The sequence below is a fragment of the Microlunatus sp. M237 genome (genome assembly GCF_056896895.1).
This window is the reverse complement of record NZ_JBXHBL010000002.1, coordinates 303,969-318,122: the sequence shown is the minus strand read 5'-3', so window position 1 is coordinate 318,122 and position 14,154 is coordinate 303,969. Positions and strand designations below refer to the sequence as shown.

At 69.8% G+C, this 14,154-nt stretch carries 13 protein-coding genes and 1 pseudogene; 8 read left to right on the top strand and 6 right to left on the bottom strand.

Annotated features, from left to right (window positions below; genetic code table 11):
* Positions 1-85: 85 nt before the first annotated feature.
* Positions 86-1,267 carry a glycogen synthase gene (glgA, locus tag AC1XX3_RS07705; RefSeq protein ID WP_483321163.1) on the bottom strand — a complete coding sequence of 394 codons (1,182 nt, stop codon included), beginning with the start codon at positions 1,265-1,267 and terminating at the stop codon, positions 86-88.
* A gap of 167 nt (positions 1,268-1,434) precedes the next feature.
* Between glgA and glgC the strand changes: the two genes are divergently transcribed.
* Positions 1,435-2,661: a glucose-1-phosphate adenylyltransferase gene (gene glgC, locus AC1XX3_RS07700; RefSeq protein WP_483320502.1), complete on the top strand. Its 1,227-nt coding sequence runs from the start codon at positions 1,435-1,437 to the stop codon at positions 2,659-2,661.
* A 63-nt stretch (positions 2,662-2,724) separates the two neighbouring features.
* Here glgC and AC1XX3_RS07695 read toward each other — a convergent pair whose 3' ends face one another.
* On the bottom strand, positions 2,725-3,387 hold the full coding sequence (locus tag AC1XX3_RS07695) for an O-methyltransferase (RefSeq protein WP_483320501.1): 663 nt from the start codon (positions 3,385-3,387) through the stop codon (positions 2,725-2,727).
* 100 nt (positions 3,388-3,487) lie between these two features.
* On the opposite strand from AC1XX3_RS07695, the gene AC1XX3_RS07690 reads away from it, so the two are divergent.
* The 6 genes from AC1XX3_RS07690 (at position 3,488) to AC1XX3_RS07665 (ending at position 9,095) form a co-directional block, all read left to right on the top strand.
* A complete protein-coding gene (locus AC1XX3_RS07690) occupies positions 3,488-3,715 on the top strand; it encodes a biotin/lipoyl-binding carrier protein (protein WP_483320500.1) in 228 nt (75 codons plus the stop codon).
* A gap of 23 nt (positions 3,716-3,738) precedes the next feature.
* A complete protein-coding gene (gene dapA, locus AC1XX3_RS07685) occupies positions 3,739-4,623 on the top strand; it encodes a 4-hydroxy-tetrahydrodipicolinate synthase (protein WP_483320499.1) in 885 nt (294 codons plus the stop codon).
* A 225-nt stretch (positions 4,624-4,848) separates the two neighbouring features.
* Positions 4,849-5,532, top strand: coding sequence for an RNA polymerase sigma factor SigE (gene sigE / locus AC1XX3_RS07680; RefSeq protein ID WP_483320498.1), 684 nt, complete (start codon positions 4,849-4,851; stop codon positions 5,530-5,532).
* On the top strand, positions 5,529-7,049 hold the full coding sequence (locus AC1XX3_RS07675; RefSeq protein ID WP_483320497.1) for a zf-HC2 domain-containing protein: 1,521 nt from the start codon (positions 5,529-5,531) through the stop codon (positions 7,047-7,049). Before sigE ends, AC1XX3_RS07675 begins: the two co-directional genes overlap by 4 nt.
* Before the next feature lie 3 nt (positions 7,050-7,052).
* Complete coding sequence (locus tag AC1XX3_RS07670; RefSeq protein WP_483320496.1) at positions 7,053-8,660, top strand: S1C family serine protease; 1,608 nt, start codon at positions 7,053-7,055, stop codon at positions 8,658-8,660.
* Positions 8,661-8,669: 9 nt separating this feature from the next.
* Entirely contained in the window at positions 8,670-9,095 is a 426-nt protein-coding gene (locus AC1XX3_RS07665) for a sec-independent translocase (protein WP_483320495.1), read from the top strand.
* Between the two features lie 47 nt (positions 9,096-9,142).
* On the opposite strand, the gene AC1XX3_RS07660 is transcribed toward AC1XX3_RS07665, so the two are convergent.
* The 4 genes and pseudogenes from AC1XX3_RS07660 to AC1XX3_RS07645 all read right to left on the bottom strand — a co-directional run bounded on the left by AC1XX3_RS07660 (position 9,143) and on the right by AC1XX3_RS07645 (position 13,412).
* The gene (locus tag AC1XX3_RS07660; protein WP_483320494.1) at positions 9,143-10,321 is read right to left on the bottom strand and encodes an Mrp/NBP35 family ATP-binding protein; all 1,179 of its coding nucleotides are present in this window, start codon (positions 10,319-10,321) and stop codon (positions 9,143-9,145) included.
* A gap of 240 nt (positions 10,322-10,561) precedes the next feature.
* A pseudogene (locus AC1XX3_RS07655) lies at positions 10,562-11,047 on the bottom strand (DUF1003 domain-containing protein); the annotation flags it as partial.
* Positions 11,040-12,359 carry a magnesium transporter MgtE N-terminal domain-containing protein gene (locus tag AC1XX3_RS07650; RefSeq protein WP_483320493.1) on the bottom strand — a complete coding sequence of 440 codons (1,320 nt, stop codon included), beginning with the start codon at positions 12,357-12,359 and terminating at the stop codon, positions 11,040-11,042. The gene AC1XX3_RS07650 and the pseudogene AC1XX3_RS07655, both read right to left, overlap by 8 nt.
* Before the next feature lie 282 nt (positions 12,360-12,641).
* A complete protein-coding gene (locus AC1XX3_RS07645) occupies positions 12,642-13,412 on the bottom strand; it encodes an IclR family transcriptional regulator (protein WP_483320492.1) in 771 nt (256 codons plus the stop codon).
* A gap of 46 nt (positions 13,413-13,458) precedes the next feature.
* Here AC1XX3_RS07645 and AC1XX3_RS07640 point away from each other — a divergent pair, with 46 nt between their 5' ends.
* On the top strand, positions 13,459-14,151 hold the full coding sequence (locus AC1XX3_RS07640; protein ID WP_483320491.1) for a VOC family protein: 693 nt from the start codon (positions 13,459-13,461) through the stop codon (positions 14,149-14,151).
* The last annotated feature ends 3 nt before the right edge of the window (positions 14,152-14,154 follow it).

Here is a 14,154-nt window from a genome sequence, read left to right as displayed (position 1 = left end):
CTCAGCCGCTGTCCCAACTCTCAGCCGGCTCAGCCGCTGTCCCAACTCTCAGCCGGCTCAGCCGCGGTCCCAACTCTCAGGCGGCTCAGCCGCCATGCACCTCGAGGGCGCGGTGGTACACCTCAACGGTCTGCGCGGCGATCTTGGCCCAGGAGAACTCATCGATGCAGCGCTGGCGGCCGGCCGCACCGAAGGCTCGGGCCTGCTCCGGGTCGGCGGTCAGCGAATTGATCCGGGTGGCCAGGTCGGACTCGAACGCCGCGACGTAGGCCGGGTCATCGGCCCGGGCGGGGTCGTAGGGCACCAGGTAGCCGGTCTCGCCGTCCACCACCACCTCAGGGATGCCACCGACGGCGCTGGCCACCACCGCCGTCTCGCAGGCCATCGCCTCGAGGTTCACGATCCCCAACGGCTCATACACCGAGGGGCAGGCGAACACCGTCGCGTGCGACAGCACCTGTCGCACCTCCCGGCGGGGGAGCATCTGCTCGATCCAGATGACGTTGCCCCGGGACTGCTGCAGGTGGGCGAACGCGTCACCGATGCTGGCGGCGATCTCCGGGGTATCGGGCGCACCGGCCAGCAGCACCAGCTGGGTCTGAGGGTCGAGCTGCTCGGCGGCGCGGACCAGGTGGATCAACCCTTTCTGCCGGGTGATCCGGCCGACGAAGACCACCGACGGCCGATCGGGGTCGATCCCCAGCCGGGTCAACACATCGGTGTCCGGATCTGGGGCGAACTCGTCGGTGTCGATGCCGTTGCGGACGACGTGCACCCGGTCAGGATCGAGGTTGCTGTAGGACTCGAGCGTGTCGGCGCGCATCCCGGCGCTCACCGCGATCACCGCCGAGGCGGCCTCGAACGCCGTCCGCTCCGCCCACGAGGACAGCTGATAGCCGCCGCCGAGCTGCTCGGCCTTCCACGGCCGATGCGGTTCGAGGGAGTGGGCGCTGACCACGTGCGGGATGTTGTGCAGCAGGCCGGCGAGATGGCCGCCGAGATTGGCGTACCAGGTGTGGGAGTGCACCAGGTCGACCTCGCCGATCGCTGCGGCCATCGAGAGGTCGGCACCGAAGACCCGCAGCGCGGCGTTCGCGGCCGGTGGGTAGTTCTCCGGGTGAGCGGTCGCTCCGGCCCGCGGTTCGCCCATGCACTGGACGTCAACGTCGATCAGCCGACGTAGCTGGGGCACCAGCTGGGCCACGTGCACCCCGGCCCCGCCGTAGATGGTCGGCGGATACTCCCGGGTCATCAACGAGATGCTCAACCGGTCAGTGCTGGCGGTGCTCATCCAGGCATCGTGCCATAGCGCCGCAGGGGTGAGAAGCGGCGCCCGGGACATGGCTACCGCTCGGGGGGAGCGCGCGTTCCACCCTGGCCCCGGTCCCGCGCGCCTCTTGTCGGGGGAAGCGTCGAACCCCTAGGTTTCAGTGCATGGTTGCGCGTCCGAAGGTGTTGGCGATTGTCTTGGCTGGCGGGGAGGGGAAGCGGTTGATGCCGCTGACCATGGATCGCGCGAAGCCGGCGGTGCCCTTCGGCGGGACGTACCGGTTGATCGACTACGTGCTGTCCAACCTGGCCAACGCCGGGCTGCGCCAGATCTGCGTTCTGACCCAATACAAGTCGCACTCCCTGGACCGCCACATCTCCCTTACCTGGCGGATGTCCACCTTGCTCGGCAACTACGTCACGCCGGTGCCCGCGCAGCAGCGGCTCGGTCCGCGGTGGTATCAGGGCAGCGCCGACGCGATCTTCCAGTCGATGAACTTGATCATGGACGAGGACCCCGACTATGTGGTGGTGTTCGGCGCCGACAACATCTATCGGATGGACGTCTCCCAGATGGTCACCGCACACATCGACGGCGGCCTGGGCTGCACGGTCGCGGGCATCCGGGTGCCGCGCAGCGGGGCCAGCGAGTTCGGCGTGATCGACGCGGGGGTCGACAACAAGATCGAGCAGTTCCTGGAGAAGCCGGCGGACCCGCCGGGCCTCGCCGACGACCCCGACTCGTCCTTCGCCTCGATGGGCAACTACATCTTCACCACCGACGCCCTGGTGGAGGCGCTGCGCTCCGACGCCAAGCGGATCGACTCACGTCACGACATGGGCGGCGACATCATCCCCGCGTTCGTCAACGCGGGTCAGGCGCAGGTCTACGACTTCACCGAGAACCAGGTGCCGGGCACCACCGAACGTGATCGCAGCTACTGGCGGGACGTGGGAACCATCGACGCCTACCACGAGGCGCATATGGACCTGGTCTCCGTCGACCCGATCTTCAACCTCTACAACGACGAGTGGCCGATCTGGACCTACCCGGTGCAGATGCCGGGCGCCAAGTTCGTCCTCGAGGGTCGCGCCGAGGACTCGGTGGTGAGCCCTGGCTGCATCATCTCCGGCGGGTCGGTGACGAACTCGGTGCTGTCCCCGATCGTGCGGGTCGGTGAGTTCTCCACCGTCGAGGACTCGGTGCTGCTGAGTGGGGCGCGGGTCGGACCCAAAGCAGCGGTCCGCCGGGCGATCCTGGACAAGAACGTGGTGGTGCCCGACGGCTGCCAGGTGGGCTTCGACCGCGAGGCTGACCTGGCCCGGGGGTTCACCATCTCCGAGGGTGGCATCACCGTGGTCGGCAAGGGCGTCGTCGTCACCCGGGTCTGAGTCACACGCGGTCCGCCCCCCGCATCGGCCCCGCCACGGCGCCAGGGCCGGCGTGGGTGCGGATCAGCGCTTGACGGCGACCAGCAGACCATCGCCGACGGGCAGCAGCGCCGGCACCAGGTCCTCGTTGTCGGTGACCAGGCTGAGCGCGTCCCGGATGGCGTCGGTCTCGTCGTCGGAGTTGTTGGCGTCCGCGGTGCGGTCGTGCCACAGCGAGTTGTCGACAGCCAGCACACCGCCGTGGCGCAGCAGCCGAAGGCCCTGCTCGACGTACTCGGCGTACTCCAGCTTGTCGGCATCGATGAACACCAGGTCGTACGCGCCGTCGCTGAGCCGCGGCAGCACGTTCAGCGCCGCCCCGGCGATGAGCCGGAACCGCTGGCTGGGGATACCCACGCTGGTGAAGGCGCGGCGGGCCACCTGCTGGTGCTCGGCCTCCACGTCGACGCTGGTCAAGATGCCATCGGGCTGCATGCCGGCGAACAACGCCAGGCCCGACACGCCCGAGCCGGTACCGATCTCGACCACGGTGCGCGCCTGGATGGCCTTGGCCACGAAGGTGAGCGCGCTCGCGGTGCCGCGACCGATCGGCGTGATTCCCAGCGGCTCCGCCTGGGCGCGGGCGGCGGCCGCGGCCTCGGACTCGGGGACGAAGTCCTCGGCGAAGGCCCAGGAGGCAGCCTTCGGAGAGGACTTGGACGATGTCTTGGCGGAGGAGGCGTTCACGGTGGTCAGCCTAGCGAAAGAGGCGCGGCTGGGGCGGCGCGGCGGCTATCCCGGCACCTTTGACGTGGGCCCGCCCGTCGCCGACCCATACGATGGGCCCATGAGTCATACGGTCGTCGCCGAGCTGGTCGCTGCTGTCCTCACCGTGGAGGTGGCGGTGGGCGAGCGGGTGGCCGCCAACGACCCGGTGGTGATCTTGGAGTCGATGAAGATGGAGATCCCGGTGCTGGCGGAGGTCGTCGGCACCGTGGCGGAGATCGTGGTCACCCCGGGTGACGTGGTGAACGACGGGGATCCGCTGGTGATGATCACGACAGACGCCCGGTGATGGCGGTTCGCTACGATTCCGGCATGGCTGTGCAACCCCCGTTCGGTCGTCTGGTGACGGCGATGGTGACCCCGTTCGACGCCGAGGGCAACCTCGACCTGGCGGGTGCGGCCGACCTCGCCCGCTACCTGGTCGACGAGCAGGGCAACGACGCGCTCGTGGTCAGCGGGACGACCGGCGAGTCACCGACCACCAGCGGGGCGGAGAAGATCGACCTCCTCCGCAGCGTGATCGCGGCGGTGGGGGACCGGGCCGCGGTGATCGCCGGCGCCGGCTCGTTCGACACCCGGCACACGGTGGCCACGGCGCAGCAGGCGGCCGATGCCGGCGCCGACGGCATCTTGGTGGTGACGCCGTACTATTCCAAGCCGCCGCAGGCGGGCGTGCTGGCCCATTTCACCACGGTCGCCGACAGCGTCGAGCTGCCGGTGATGGTCTACGACATTCCGCACCGTACGGGCATCCCGATCGCCACCGAGACCATGCTGGCGCTGGCCGAGCATCCGCGCATCGTCGCGGTGAAAGACGCCAAGAGCGATCTGGCCGCCTCGGCCCGGGTGATGGCCGAGACGGACCTCGCCTACTACTGCGGCGAGGACGCGCTCACCCTGCCGATGCTGTCGATCGGCGCGGTCGGCGTGGTGGGGACGTCGACCCACTTCAGCGGAGTCGCCACCAAGGCGATGATCGAGGCCTATCTTGCCGGGGATGTGGAGAAGGCACTTGCGCTGCACCGCGCGATGCTGCCGATCTACACCGGGATCTTCGCCACTCAGGGCGTCACCCTGGTCAAGGCCGGGTTGGAGCTGCGCGGGCGTTCTGCCGGCGGTCTGCGGCTGCCGCAGGTGCCGGCGACGCCCGCCCAGCGCACCGCGCTGGCCGAAGCCCTCGCAGCCGCCGGTCTCTGACCTGTCCGCGGCGGCCGTTTGTCGCCGCCGGTGGGAACATCTGGACGACGCTGGGCGTTGTCGGAGGGAGTGGCGCTCCGTCGCCGCTTGCACAGGTTCCTGACAGCGATTACTCAGGTCCCTCGCAGCAGCATCGGGCAGGATGGCGGTACGGCTCCAGCGGGAGCGTCCCGTGAGGGCTGCTCCTCGGAGCGCCGAACACGACCAGGACAGGAGGGCCGGCTGATGACGACATGGCCCGCACCGGACCCCCAGGACTGGCAACCGCCCGCTGAATCCGCCTGGGTACCCCCGACCTGGGAAGAGGTGGTCCGTGACCACAGCGCCCGCGTCTACCGCCTCGCTTATCGGCTGACCGGCAATCCGCATGATGCCGAAGACCTGACCCAGGACGTCTTCGTCCGGGTGTTCCGCTCCTTGCACCGGTTCCAGCCGGGCACCTTCGAGGGCTGGCTGCACCGCATCACCACCAACCTCTTCCTCGACACCGCGCGGCGCAAACAGAAGATCCGTTTCGACGGCTTGGCCGACGGGTCGGCCGACCGGTTGCCGAGCAGCTGGCCGAGTCCGTCGGAGGCGCTGGCCGACGCCGATCTGGACCACGATGTCGCGGCCGCCCTGGCCGCGCTCGCCCCCGACTTCAGGGCTGCGGTCGTGCTGTGCGACATCGAAGGACTCACCTACGAAGAGATCGCCAGCGTCCTCGACGTCAAGATCGGCACGGTTCGCAGCCGGATCCACCGCGGCCGCGCCCAACTGCGGGCCGCCCTCGAGCATCGTCGGCCCACCGGCGACCGTGAGCGCTATCTCGGGGTGGCCGTCGAGGCCGGAGATCCGGCGGAGTCGTCGCACGGTGACCGGACGGACTCCGGCGACACGAGAGGTCTGCTCCCGGCGAGGTCAAGATGAGCAGATCGTGTGACGACCTCGCAGAGCTCCGCTCGGCCTACGTCGACGGGGCACTGAGCGATGCCGACCGCGAGAAGGTGATGACGCACCTCGTCTCCTGCCCGCTCTGTCGGTCCGAGGTGGACGAGCTGCGCTCCCTGCGCCGGCTGCTGAGCACGACCGGCACCGACCCCACCCCGGACCGGGTGGCCGCCGAGCTGTCCGCCCGGCTGGTCTCCATCGCCGGTAAGGACGCCCGAGCGCCGCTGTGGAGCCGGCCGTTCCGCCGGACCAGACCAGGCACGCTGCCCCGCAGCAGGCGCGCCACGCGGATCCGGGCCACCGCTGCCACCTTGGTGGCCGGCTCGGTCGTCGTGGTCGGCGCCGGAGCAGGATACGTAGCCGCGCCTCCGCTGCAGAACAACCAGGTCGGCGATCCCAGTGGGCGTGCCACCGCCGAGTTCGCCGCCGCGGTGTCGCAGTTCCCGCTGGCCAACGACGCCACCATCGCTGTGATGATGACGTCCGCCACCTCGCTGACCGCGCCCGCGACGACCCCGCCCGGTCCCGCGCCCGCCACCGGCCGGCGGCTCGAGTCCGCCCAGGCCGTCAGCCTGCTGGAGCGGGCCGCATCGTCGGCCGACCAGGTCGCCTACCGCGGGGTGCAGCTGGTCACCGCGCCGCGCGACGGTCGCACCGTCGCCGCGGAGGTGGCGGTGACCTTCGAGCCCGGGCAGGGCAGTCAGCTCGCGGTTCAGACGATGACGGGGAGCCGGGTGGCTGACACCTTCTTCCAATCGCCGGTCTCCTCCCGCCTGGCCGACGGTGATCTGATGTCGCTGTTGACCACCGGCTTCGCGTTCGGTGGCGCTGCCGGCGCGAGGGTGGCTGATCGGCCGGCCACCATGGTCGAGGCTGTCCGCAACCCGTTCTCCAGCGACACGGTGGCCGCGCGGTGGTGGTTCGACGACCAGACCGGGCTGCTGCTGTGGCAGGAGACGTACGACGAGTTTGGCTCGCTCGTGCTCTCGGCCGGCTTCTCCTCGCTGTCGGTCGGCGACGGCGATACCTTCCTCGAGCACCTGTCGCCGCGGCTGGCCGCGCCCACCACCACCGCCGCTCTCACCCTGTCCAGTGCCTCGGTACTGAGCAGCCGGGGCTGGTTCTGCTCCGAGCATCTGGGCGACCTGTCGCTGGTGCGGCTGCGCAGCGACGCCGGGGAGAACCCGGGTGCGCTGCACATGGTCTACAGCGACGGCCTCTCCACTGTCAGCGTCTTCGAGCAGCGCGGCGCGCTGACCGAGGCGCCGATCGGTTCCAGCTGGGACCCCGGCGTGGGTGCGTACGTGCGCACCGGGGCGTCGAACCTGGCGACCTGGCAGTCCGGTGGCACCGTGTTCACCGTGATCACCGACGGGTCGCCGGAGCTGCTGCACCGAGCCGTGGCCGACTTGCCCCATACGGCCCCCTTGAGCCGGACTACGATGGAACGCGTCCGCGCGGGTTGGGTCCGCATCCTCGAGCACACAGTCGGGTAGGTCATGGGAGAACAGAGCCGCCCGCCGGAGAGCGGCGACCGGGCCGCTGAGCATCGGTCGGCGCAGCCCGATGACGACTCGCGCTACTTCGGCCCCTTCGGGCGCGACGCACACGCATCCGCGTCCGGTCCCGACGTCGAGCATGACGACACCCAGCCGATCCCCGTCGTGGGACCGTGGCAGCGCGATCCGCGGAGCGAGCCGGGAACCGGCGTCGGCAACGGCCAGCCGTTTCCGAGCGCCGCCGCCTTCAGCAACGGCGACCATGGCGCGTACTCCGGACCGGCGGCCTCACCCCAACCTGGCTACGCGCCGTTACACCAACCCGGGTCCGCGCCCCTACGCCAATCCGGCTACCAGCCACCCAGCACCGCCGGGGCGCAATATCCGCAGCCCGGACCGCAGCCGCTCTACCCAGCCCCACCCGGGGTCCAGCCGCTTCGGCCCCGGCCGCCCTCGGAGGGCGCCACCGCCGTCATGCAGCCGGATCGTGGACAGCGGCCCGCCCGCGGTGCCGCCATGGTGCTGGTGGCCGCGGTCACCGCCGCCGTGATCGGTACAGCCGCCGGCTTCGGCGGTGCCCGCCTGGCCGACCGTGGCGTACCCGAGACCTCGGCCGCGCCCACCGCCGGCTCGAACCCGTCCACCGCCGGCACCGGCCCCACCCGCTCGCCGCTGCCGCCCGCACCGGCCGAGGCCGATCTCGTGGACGTGGCCAAGACTGTGCTGCCCAGCACGGTGATGATCCGCGCCGGCAGCGGCTCGTCCGGCGCCACCGGGTCCGGGTTCGTGCTGGACACCGAGGGCCGGATCATGACCAACAACCATGTGGTGGCCGGCGCAGCCGACGGCGGCCGGATCCAGGTGGTGTTCAACGACGGCAGCCGCCGGACCGCCCGCATCCTCGGCCGCAGCCCCAGCTATGACTTGGCCGTGATCAAGGTGGAGGCATCTGCTGACCTGGTGCCGATGCAGATCGGGGACTCCGAGGCCGCCCGGGTCGGCGAGACCGTGATCGCGGTCGGCGCACCGCTCGCGCTGCCCGGCACGGTCACCCAGGGGATCGTCAGCTCGACCAACCGCCCGGTCGTCGTCAACGGGGCCGACAGCGCCGACTCGCCATCGGCCTACATCAACGCCATCCAGACCGACGCGTCGATCAACCCGGGCAATTCCGGCGGTCCGCTGATCGACGGGGGAGCCCGGGTGATCGGTGTGAACTCCGCCATCCTCACGCTCGGTCAGACCTCGGGCCAGTCGGGAAACATCGGGCTGGGCTTCGCCATTCCGATCAACCAGGCGATGGACATCGGCGCCCTGTTGATCAAGGACGGAAAGGCGACCTACCCGGTGATCGGCGCCAACGTGGCCAGCACCGACAACGACGAGGGCGTCGAGCTGACCACGGTCGAGTCGGACGGCCCGGCCGAGGACGCGGGATTGCGCGAGGGTGACGTGGTCAACCGTATCGACGGAGCCGAGGTGGCGGACGTGGAGAAGCTGATCGTCACCATCCGCAGCCACCGCCCCGGCGACGTCGTGGTCCTCGGCTATCAGCGCGGCGGCTCACAGCGCGAGGCGCGTGTCACGCTCGGCAGCAAGGAAGGCTAACGTGAGCGCATGCTAGACATCGGGGCGCCGGAGTTCATCCTCCTGCTCGTGACTGCCGTGGTCCTGTTCGGTCCGGAGAAGCTGCCGGACTTCGCCCGCAAGGCGGCGCAGGTGGTCCGTTACGTACGCACCATGGCCGGTTCGGCACAGGAGCAGCTGAGCAAGGAGCTCGGACCGGGATTCGAAGACATCGACTTCCGCGACCTGAACCCCAAGGCCTTCATCCAGAAGCACCTGCTCGACGACGTCGATCCGATCGTGGCGGACGTGAAGAAGGACTTCGCCGAGGTGGCGGCGACCGGCAGGGACGCGACCCAGACGGTCACGGACGCGATCAACAGCGCCAAGGACGTCTCACCCGGCGGTCCCGCCGACGTGATGGCCTCCGCCACACCGACGCGGGTGCTCACCCCGTTCGACCCCGACGCCACCTAGCCGACGAGCCGTCCCCGGTTCAGGGCTGCTGCACCCGGCGGAGGCCGTCAGCGACCGACCGGGGCGAGGCCCAGCTGCTTGCCGAGCAGACCGCGGCCCTTGCTGGCCAAGCGCTCCGCCAACGCGTCCAGGGCCTTCGCGGCCGGCTGGTCAGGCGCCCCGACCACGATCGGGCTGCCGTCGTCCCCGCCGGCGCGCAGCTGCGGGTCGAGCGGAACCTGGGCCAGGAGCGGCACGGAATAGCCGAGCCGGGTGCTGAGCGTGCCCGCCGTCTCGGCGCCGCCGCCGGAGCCGAAGACGTCATAGCGGTGCTCCTCACCGCAGTGCGGGCAGGTGACTGCGAGGTAGGACATGTTCTCCACCACACCGATGACCCGCTGGTTCATCATGGAGGCCATCGTGCCGGCTCGCTCGGCCACCTCGGCCGCGGCCTGTTGCGGGGTGGTGACCACGATCACCTCGGCGTTGGGCAGCTTCTGGCCAAGTGAGATGGCCACGTCGCCGGTGCCCGGCGGCAGGTCCAGGAGCAGGAAGTCCAGGTCGCCCCAATAGACGTCGGCGAGCATCTGGGTGATGGCCCGGTCCAGGATCGGCCCACGCCAGGCGACCACCTGGTCCCGCCGTGGCTTGAGCATCCCGATCGAGATGACCTTCAGGCCCATGGTCGGCACCGGCATGATCATGTCCTCGACCGAGGTGGGTCGGGCGTCCGCGACGCCGAGCATGGCCGGCACCGAGTGGCCGTAGATGTCGGCGTCCAGGACTCCGACCGTACGACCGCGGGCGGCCAGCGCCATCGCGAGGTTGACCGTCACCGACGACTTGCCCACCCCGCCCTTGCCGGAGGCGATCGCGATGACCTGGGTCAGTGAGTCGGGGCGCGCGAACGGGATCTCGCGCTCGTCCTGGCCACCCTTCAACAGCTCCCGCAGCTGGCCACGCTGCTCATCGGACATGACACCGAGATCGACCTGGACGCCCGTCACCCCGGCCACCGCAGTCACCGCGGCGGTCACGTCACGACGCAGGGTGTCCTTCATCGGGCAGCCCGCGACGGTCAGCAGCACCTCGACGCGGACCATCCCGTCGTCGGCCACCTCGACGGCGTTCACCATCTTGAGGTCGGTGATCGGGCGCCGGATCTCCGGATCGTTCACCGCGGCGAGTGCCTGGTGGATCCTGGAGGTCAGCGGGTGGACGGGCGAGGTGGAGGGGAGGTCCTGCATGCCTCCCAGCGTACGCAGCGCAGTGACGGCCGCCGAATCCTTACCGCCCACCGAGCGGCCCGGTCGTCAGAGGTTGCCCGGACCTGGCCGGTCGCTGGAGCGCGGCTGGTCCAGCCGACCGTGGTCGACCCGCCCGCCCGGCTCCGACGAGCCGTGCGAGCCGCCCCGCCCGGAGGAGTCCCCACGGCCCCCATGGCCGACGCGGGGCTGACTGTCCCGGCCCCGTTCTTCCAGGTCGTCCTCCAGCTCGGCCAGGATGGACCGCAGCTCGGCTCGCAGCTCGCTGCGGACGTAGTCGCGGGTGGCGAGCTCACCGACCGACATCCGCAGGCTGGCGATCTCGCGGGCCAGGAAGTCCATGTCGGCGCGGCTCTGGGCGGCCTGCTGTCGGTCCCGGTCCAAGGTGACGCGGTCACGCGCCTCCTGCCGGTTCTGCGCCAGCAGGATCAGCGGAGCGGCATAGCTCGCCTGGGTGGAGAAGAAGAGGTTGAGCAGGATGAACGGGTACGGGTCCCAGCGGAGCCCGAACAGCCCGACCACGTTGAAGATCACCCAGAGGATCACGAACAGACTCATGTAGGCCAAGAACCTGGCGGTCCCCATGAATCTGGCGAAGCCCTCGGCGAACTCGCCGAAGGCATCCCGGTTGAACTGGGGCCGCGGGATGAGTGACCGCCGGCGGCGCCCGGGAACGCTCAGCCGCTCCGGCTCGCGCTGCTTAGCCACTGATCGTCCTCGGGGTCGACACGGACGCCGGGCGGACCGGGCGGCGCGTCGGACGGGTCTGGGTCGACATCGCGTCGAGCTGGGTACCGCGCCAGTCCTCGGGCAGCACGTGGTCGAGCACGTCGTCCACCGTGATGGCCCCGATCAGCCGACGCTCGCCGTCCACCACCGGGGCGTTCACCAGGTTGTACGTCGCGAAGTAGCGGCTGACTGCGTGCAGGTTGGCATAGTCGGCCAGCGGCTCCAGATCGGAGTCCACCAGGGCCGAGATCAGAGTGGACGGTGGCTCGCGGAGCAACCGCTGGATGTGCACGGCTCCCAGATACCGACCAGTGGGGGTTTCCAGCGGGCTGCGGCAGACGTAGACCATGCAGGCGAGGGCCGGTGTGAGGTCGGAGTCGCGGACCATGGCCAGGGCGTCGGCGACGGTGGCGTCGGGCGGCAGGATGACTGGCTCCGGGGTCATCAGCCCGCCTGCGGTGAACTCGGCGTAGTTCAGCAGCCGGCGGACGTCCTTGGCGTCGTCCGGCTCCATCCGGTCCAGCAGCTCCTCGGCCATCTCGGGGCTGAGCTCGGCGATCAGGTCGGCAGCGTCGTCGGGGTCCATCTCTTCGAGGATGTCGGCGGCCCGGTCGGTGCTCAGCTCCTGGATGAGCTGGACCTGTTCGTCCTCCGGCAGCTCCTCGATGGCGTTGGCCAGCTTGTGGTCGTCCAGGGCGGAGGCCACCTCGGCCCGCCGTTCCGGGGACATGTCGTGCAGCTCGCGGGCAACGTCGGCGGCCTTCATGTCCTCCATCTTGGCCAGCAGCTGGTCGGTGCCTTGGCTGTTGTCGACCTGCAGCGCACGGATCGTCGACCAGTCAACGATGACGACGTGGCCCCGACGGCCGAACCGGCTCCTCGTCCCCTCCCGCAGGGCCACCTCGGTCAGCTCCCAGTCGTGCGAGCGGATCGGGCGCATCGCGACATCGAAGATGGTGGCCGGCTCCGGGGTGTCGGTGCGGGTGACCTGCAGGTCGAAAAGATCGTCGATGACCAGTGTCTCGGAGTCACGCCGCTCGAACCGGCGGGTGTTGACCACCCCGCTGATGACGACCTGGAAGCTGTCGACGGTCTTGATCCGGACCATGGGAATGAAGATCCGGTGCCGGGCGAACAGCTCAACCACCAGGCCTTTGACCCGGGGGGCGCGACCCGACGTCCGCCGCTGCACGACGACGTCGCGCACCTTGCCCACCTGGTCCCCAGCGCTGTCGAGGACGGGCAGGGTGCGGATCCTGGAGATGAAGACCGAGGTCGCTGCACCACTCACCTATGGAGATTAGCGCAGCCGGCTGAGGTGAAGACGACACGTTCACCGCACAGGGCAGCGACGGCATCGGTCCAGGGTTTGCGGGGGCGACCCGGCCGGCATGAGGTTGGGGGGGTACTCACGCTGGCCGAGCCGCTGACCACGCCGGACGCCCGAGGCCTCACAAGGCGCCGGTACTACTTGAGGCGTGGCCTGCACCAGCGGAAACCGTCGAGACGGTTCAGGCGCCGAGGTGCAGTACCAGTCTAGGCATCCATGGTCGCCAACCGAACCCGTGTGATTTCAAATCTTGAACTCGCGGCCATCACTGGACAGCGTGAGCGACAACCGCTCAGCCGTCCGCCGCAACCGCGCGATCACCGTCGCGAGGTTGTTCCCGGTCGTCTCACCGGCCGGCATGGAGACCGCCAGCGATGCGACCACCCCGGGGGCGCGGACCGGCACAGCGACACAGGAGTAGCCGAGGGCGTACTCCTGATGATCCACGGTGGCAACCCGTTCGGACACCAGCTGGCCCAGCAGGGCTGTTCGGTCGCGGATCGTGTGCGGGGTCAGCTCGGGCAGCCCGTGTCGGCTGAGGTAGTCCAGCCGCTCCGGTGCTCGCAGCTCGGACAGGATCTGCTTGCCCAAGGCGGTGGCGTGTGCGCTGTCGCGCATGCCGACCCACAGCTCGAGCCGCGGGGACGCCGCCGCGTCGACGATGTCCACCAGCTGGATCTCTCCGTCGCGATAGCGCGACAGATAGGCGGTGTAACCGAGCTGCTGCGTGACGTCGCGCAGCGCGCCGCGGGTCTGGGCGACAAAGATCCCTTCCTGGCCGGAGGCGCGGAGGCCAGGGAAGCGCGGCCCCAGCACGAGACCGTCTGCCTCGGCCACCAGATAGCCCTCGTGGACGAGGGTTCGCGTGAGGTTGTACGCCGTTCCCAGGCTGAGCCCGTTGGCCGACGCCAACACCTTCACCGGGACCGGGCGGGTCGAGTTGGCGATGACGTCGACGAGGTGCAGGGCGCGTTGGACTGAGGCGATCAGGGTCTGCGGGCGGTCACCGGCCATGGGAAGCTCCTTCCGTCCACCATAGGTCCAGCCCTAGGCTGCGGCCATGGAATTAGGAGAATCCCCAGCGCGGGCGGGATGGAAGGACGTCTGTATCGACGTTGCTGACCCGGCGACGGCCAGCAGGTTCTGGTCGGCCGCTCTCGGGCTCCAGGTGGACGACCGGGGGGAGGTGGTGCGGCTGTACAGCGAGCGGCCGGAGGAGACGGTGTGGCTGAACGTCGTCCCGGAAGCCATCACGACGAAGAACCGGGTGCATCCGGACCTCAACGTCGCCGCGGTCGATGATCTGGTGGGGCTGGGTGCCCGCGTCAGCGTCGAGCGCGAGCGCTGGACGGTTCTGGTCGACCCGGAGGGTGCCGAGCTGTGCGCCTTCGTCCGCAAGCCCGCCGACCTCGGTCGCTTCCGGTTGTATGAGCTCGTCGTCGACTGTGCTGATCCCTTCCGCATCGCGGGTTGGTGGGCCGACCAGCTGGGCACCACGGTGGAGTCGGACCCAGACGAGATGTTCACCTGGCTGGGGGAGACGCCGGGGATGCCCTACGAGCTCGTCTTCAGCCCTGTGGCGGAGCCCAAGACGACGAAGAACCGCATCCACTGGGATGTCTGGGGTGACGCTGCGGACCTGGTGGCCGCCGGCGCCACGCTGTTGCGAGGGCCCGACGACGGGGAGATCTCCTGGCACGTGCTCGCCGACCCCGAAGGCAACGAGTTCTGCGTCTTCTCTCGCGACGACTGAACC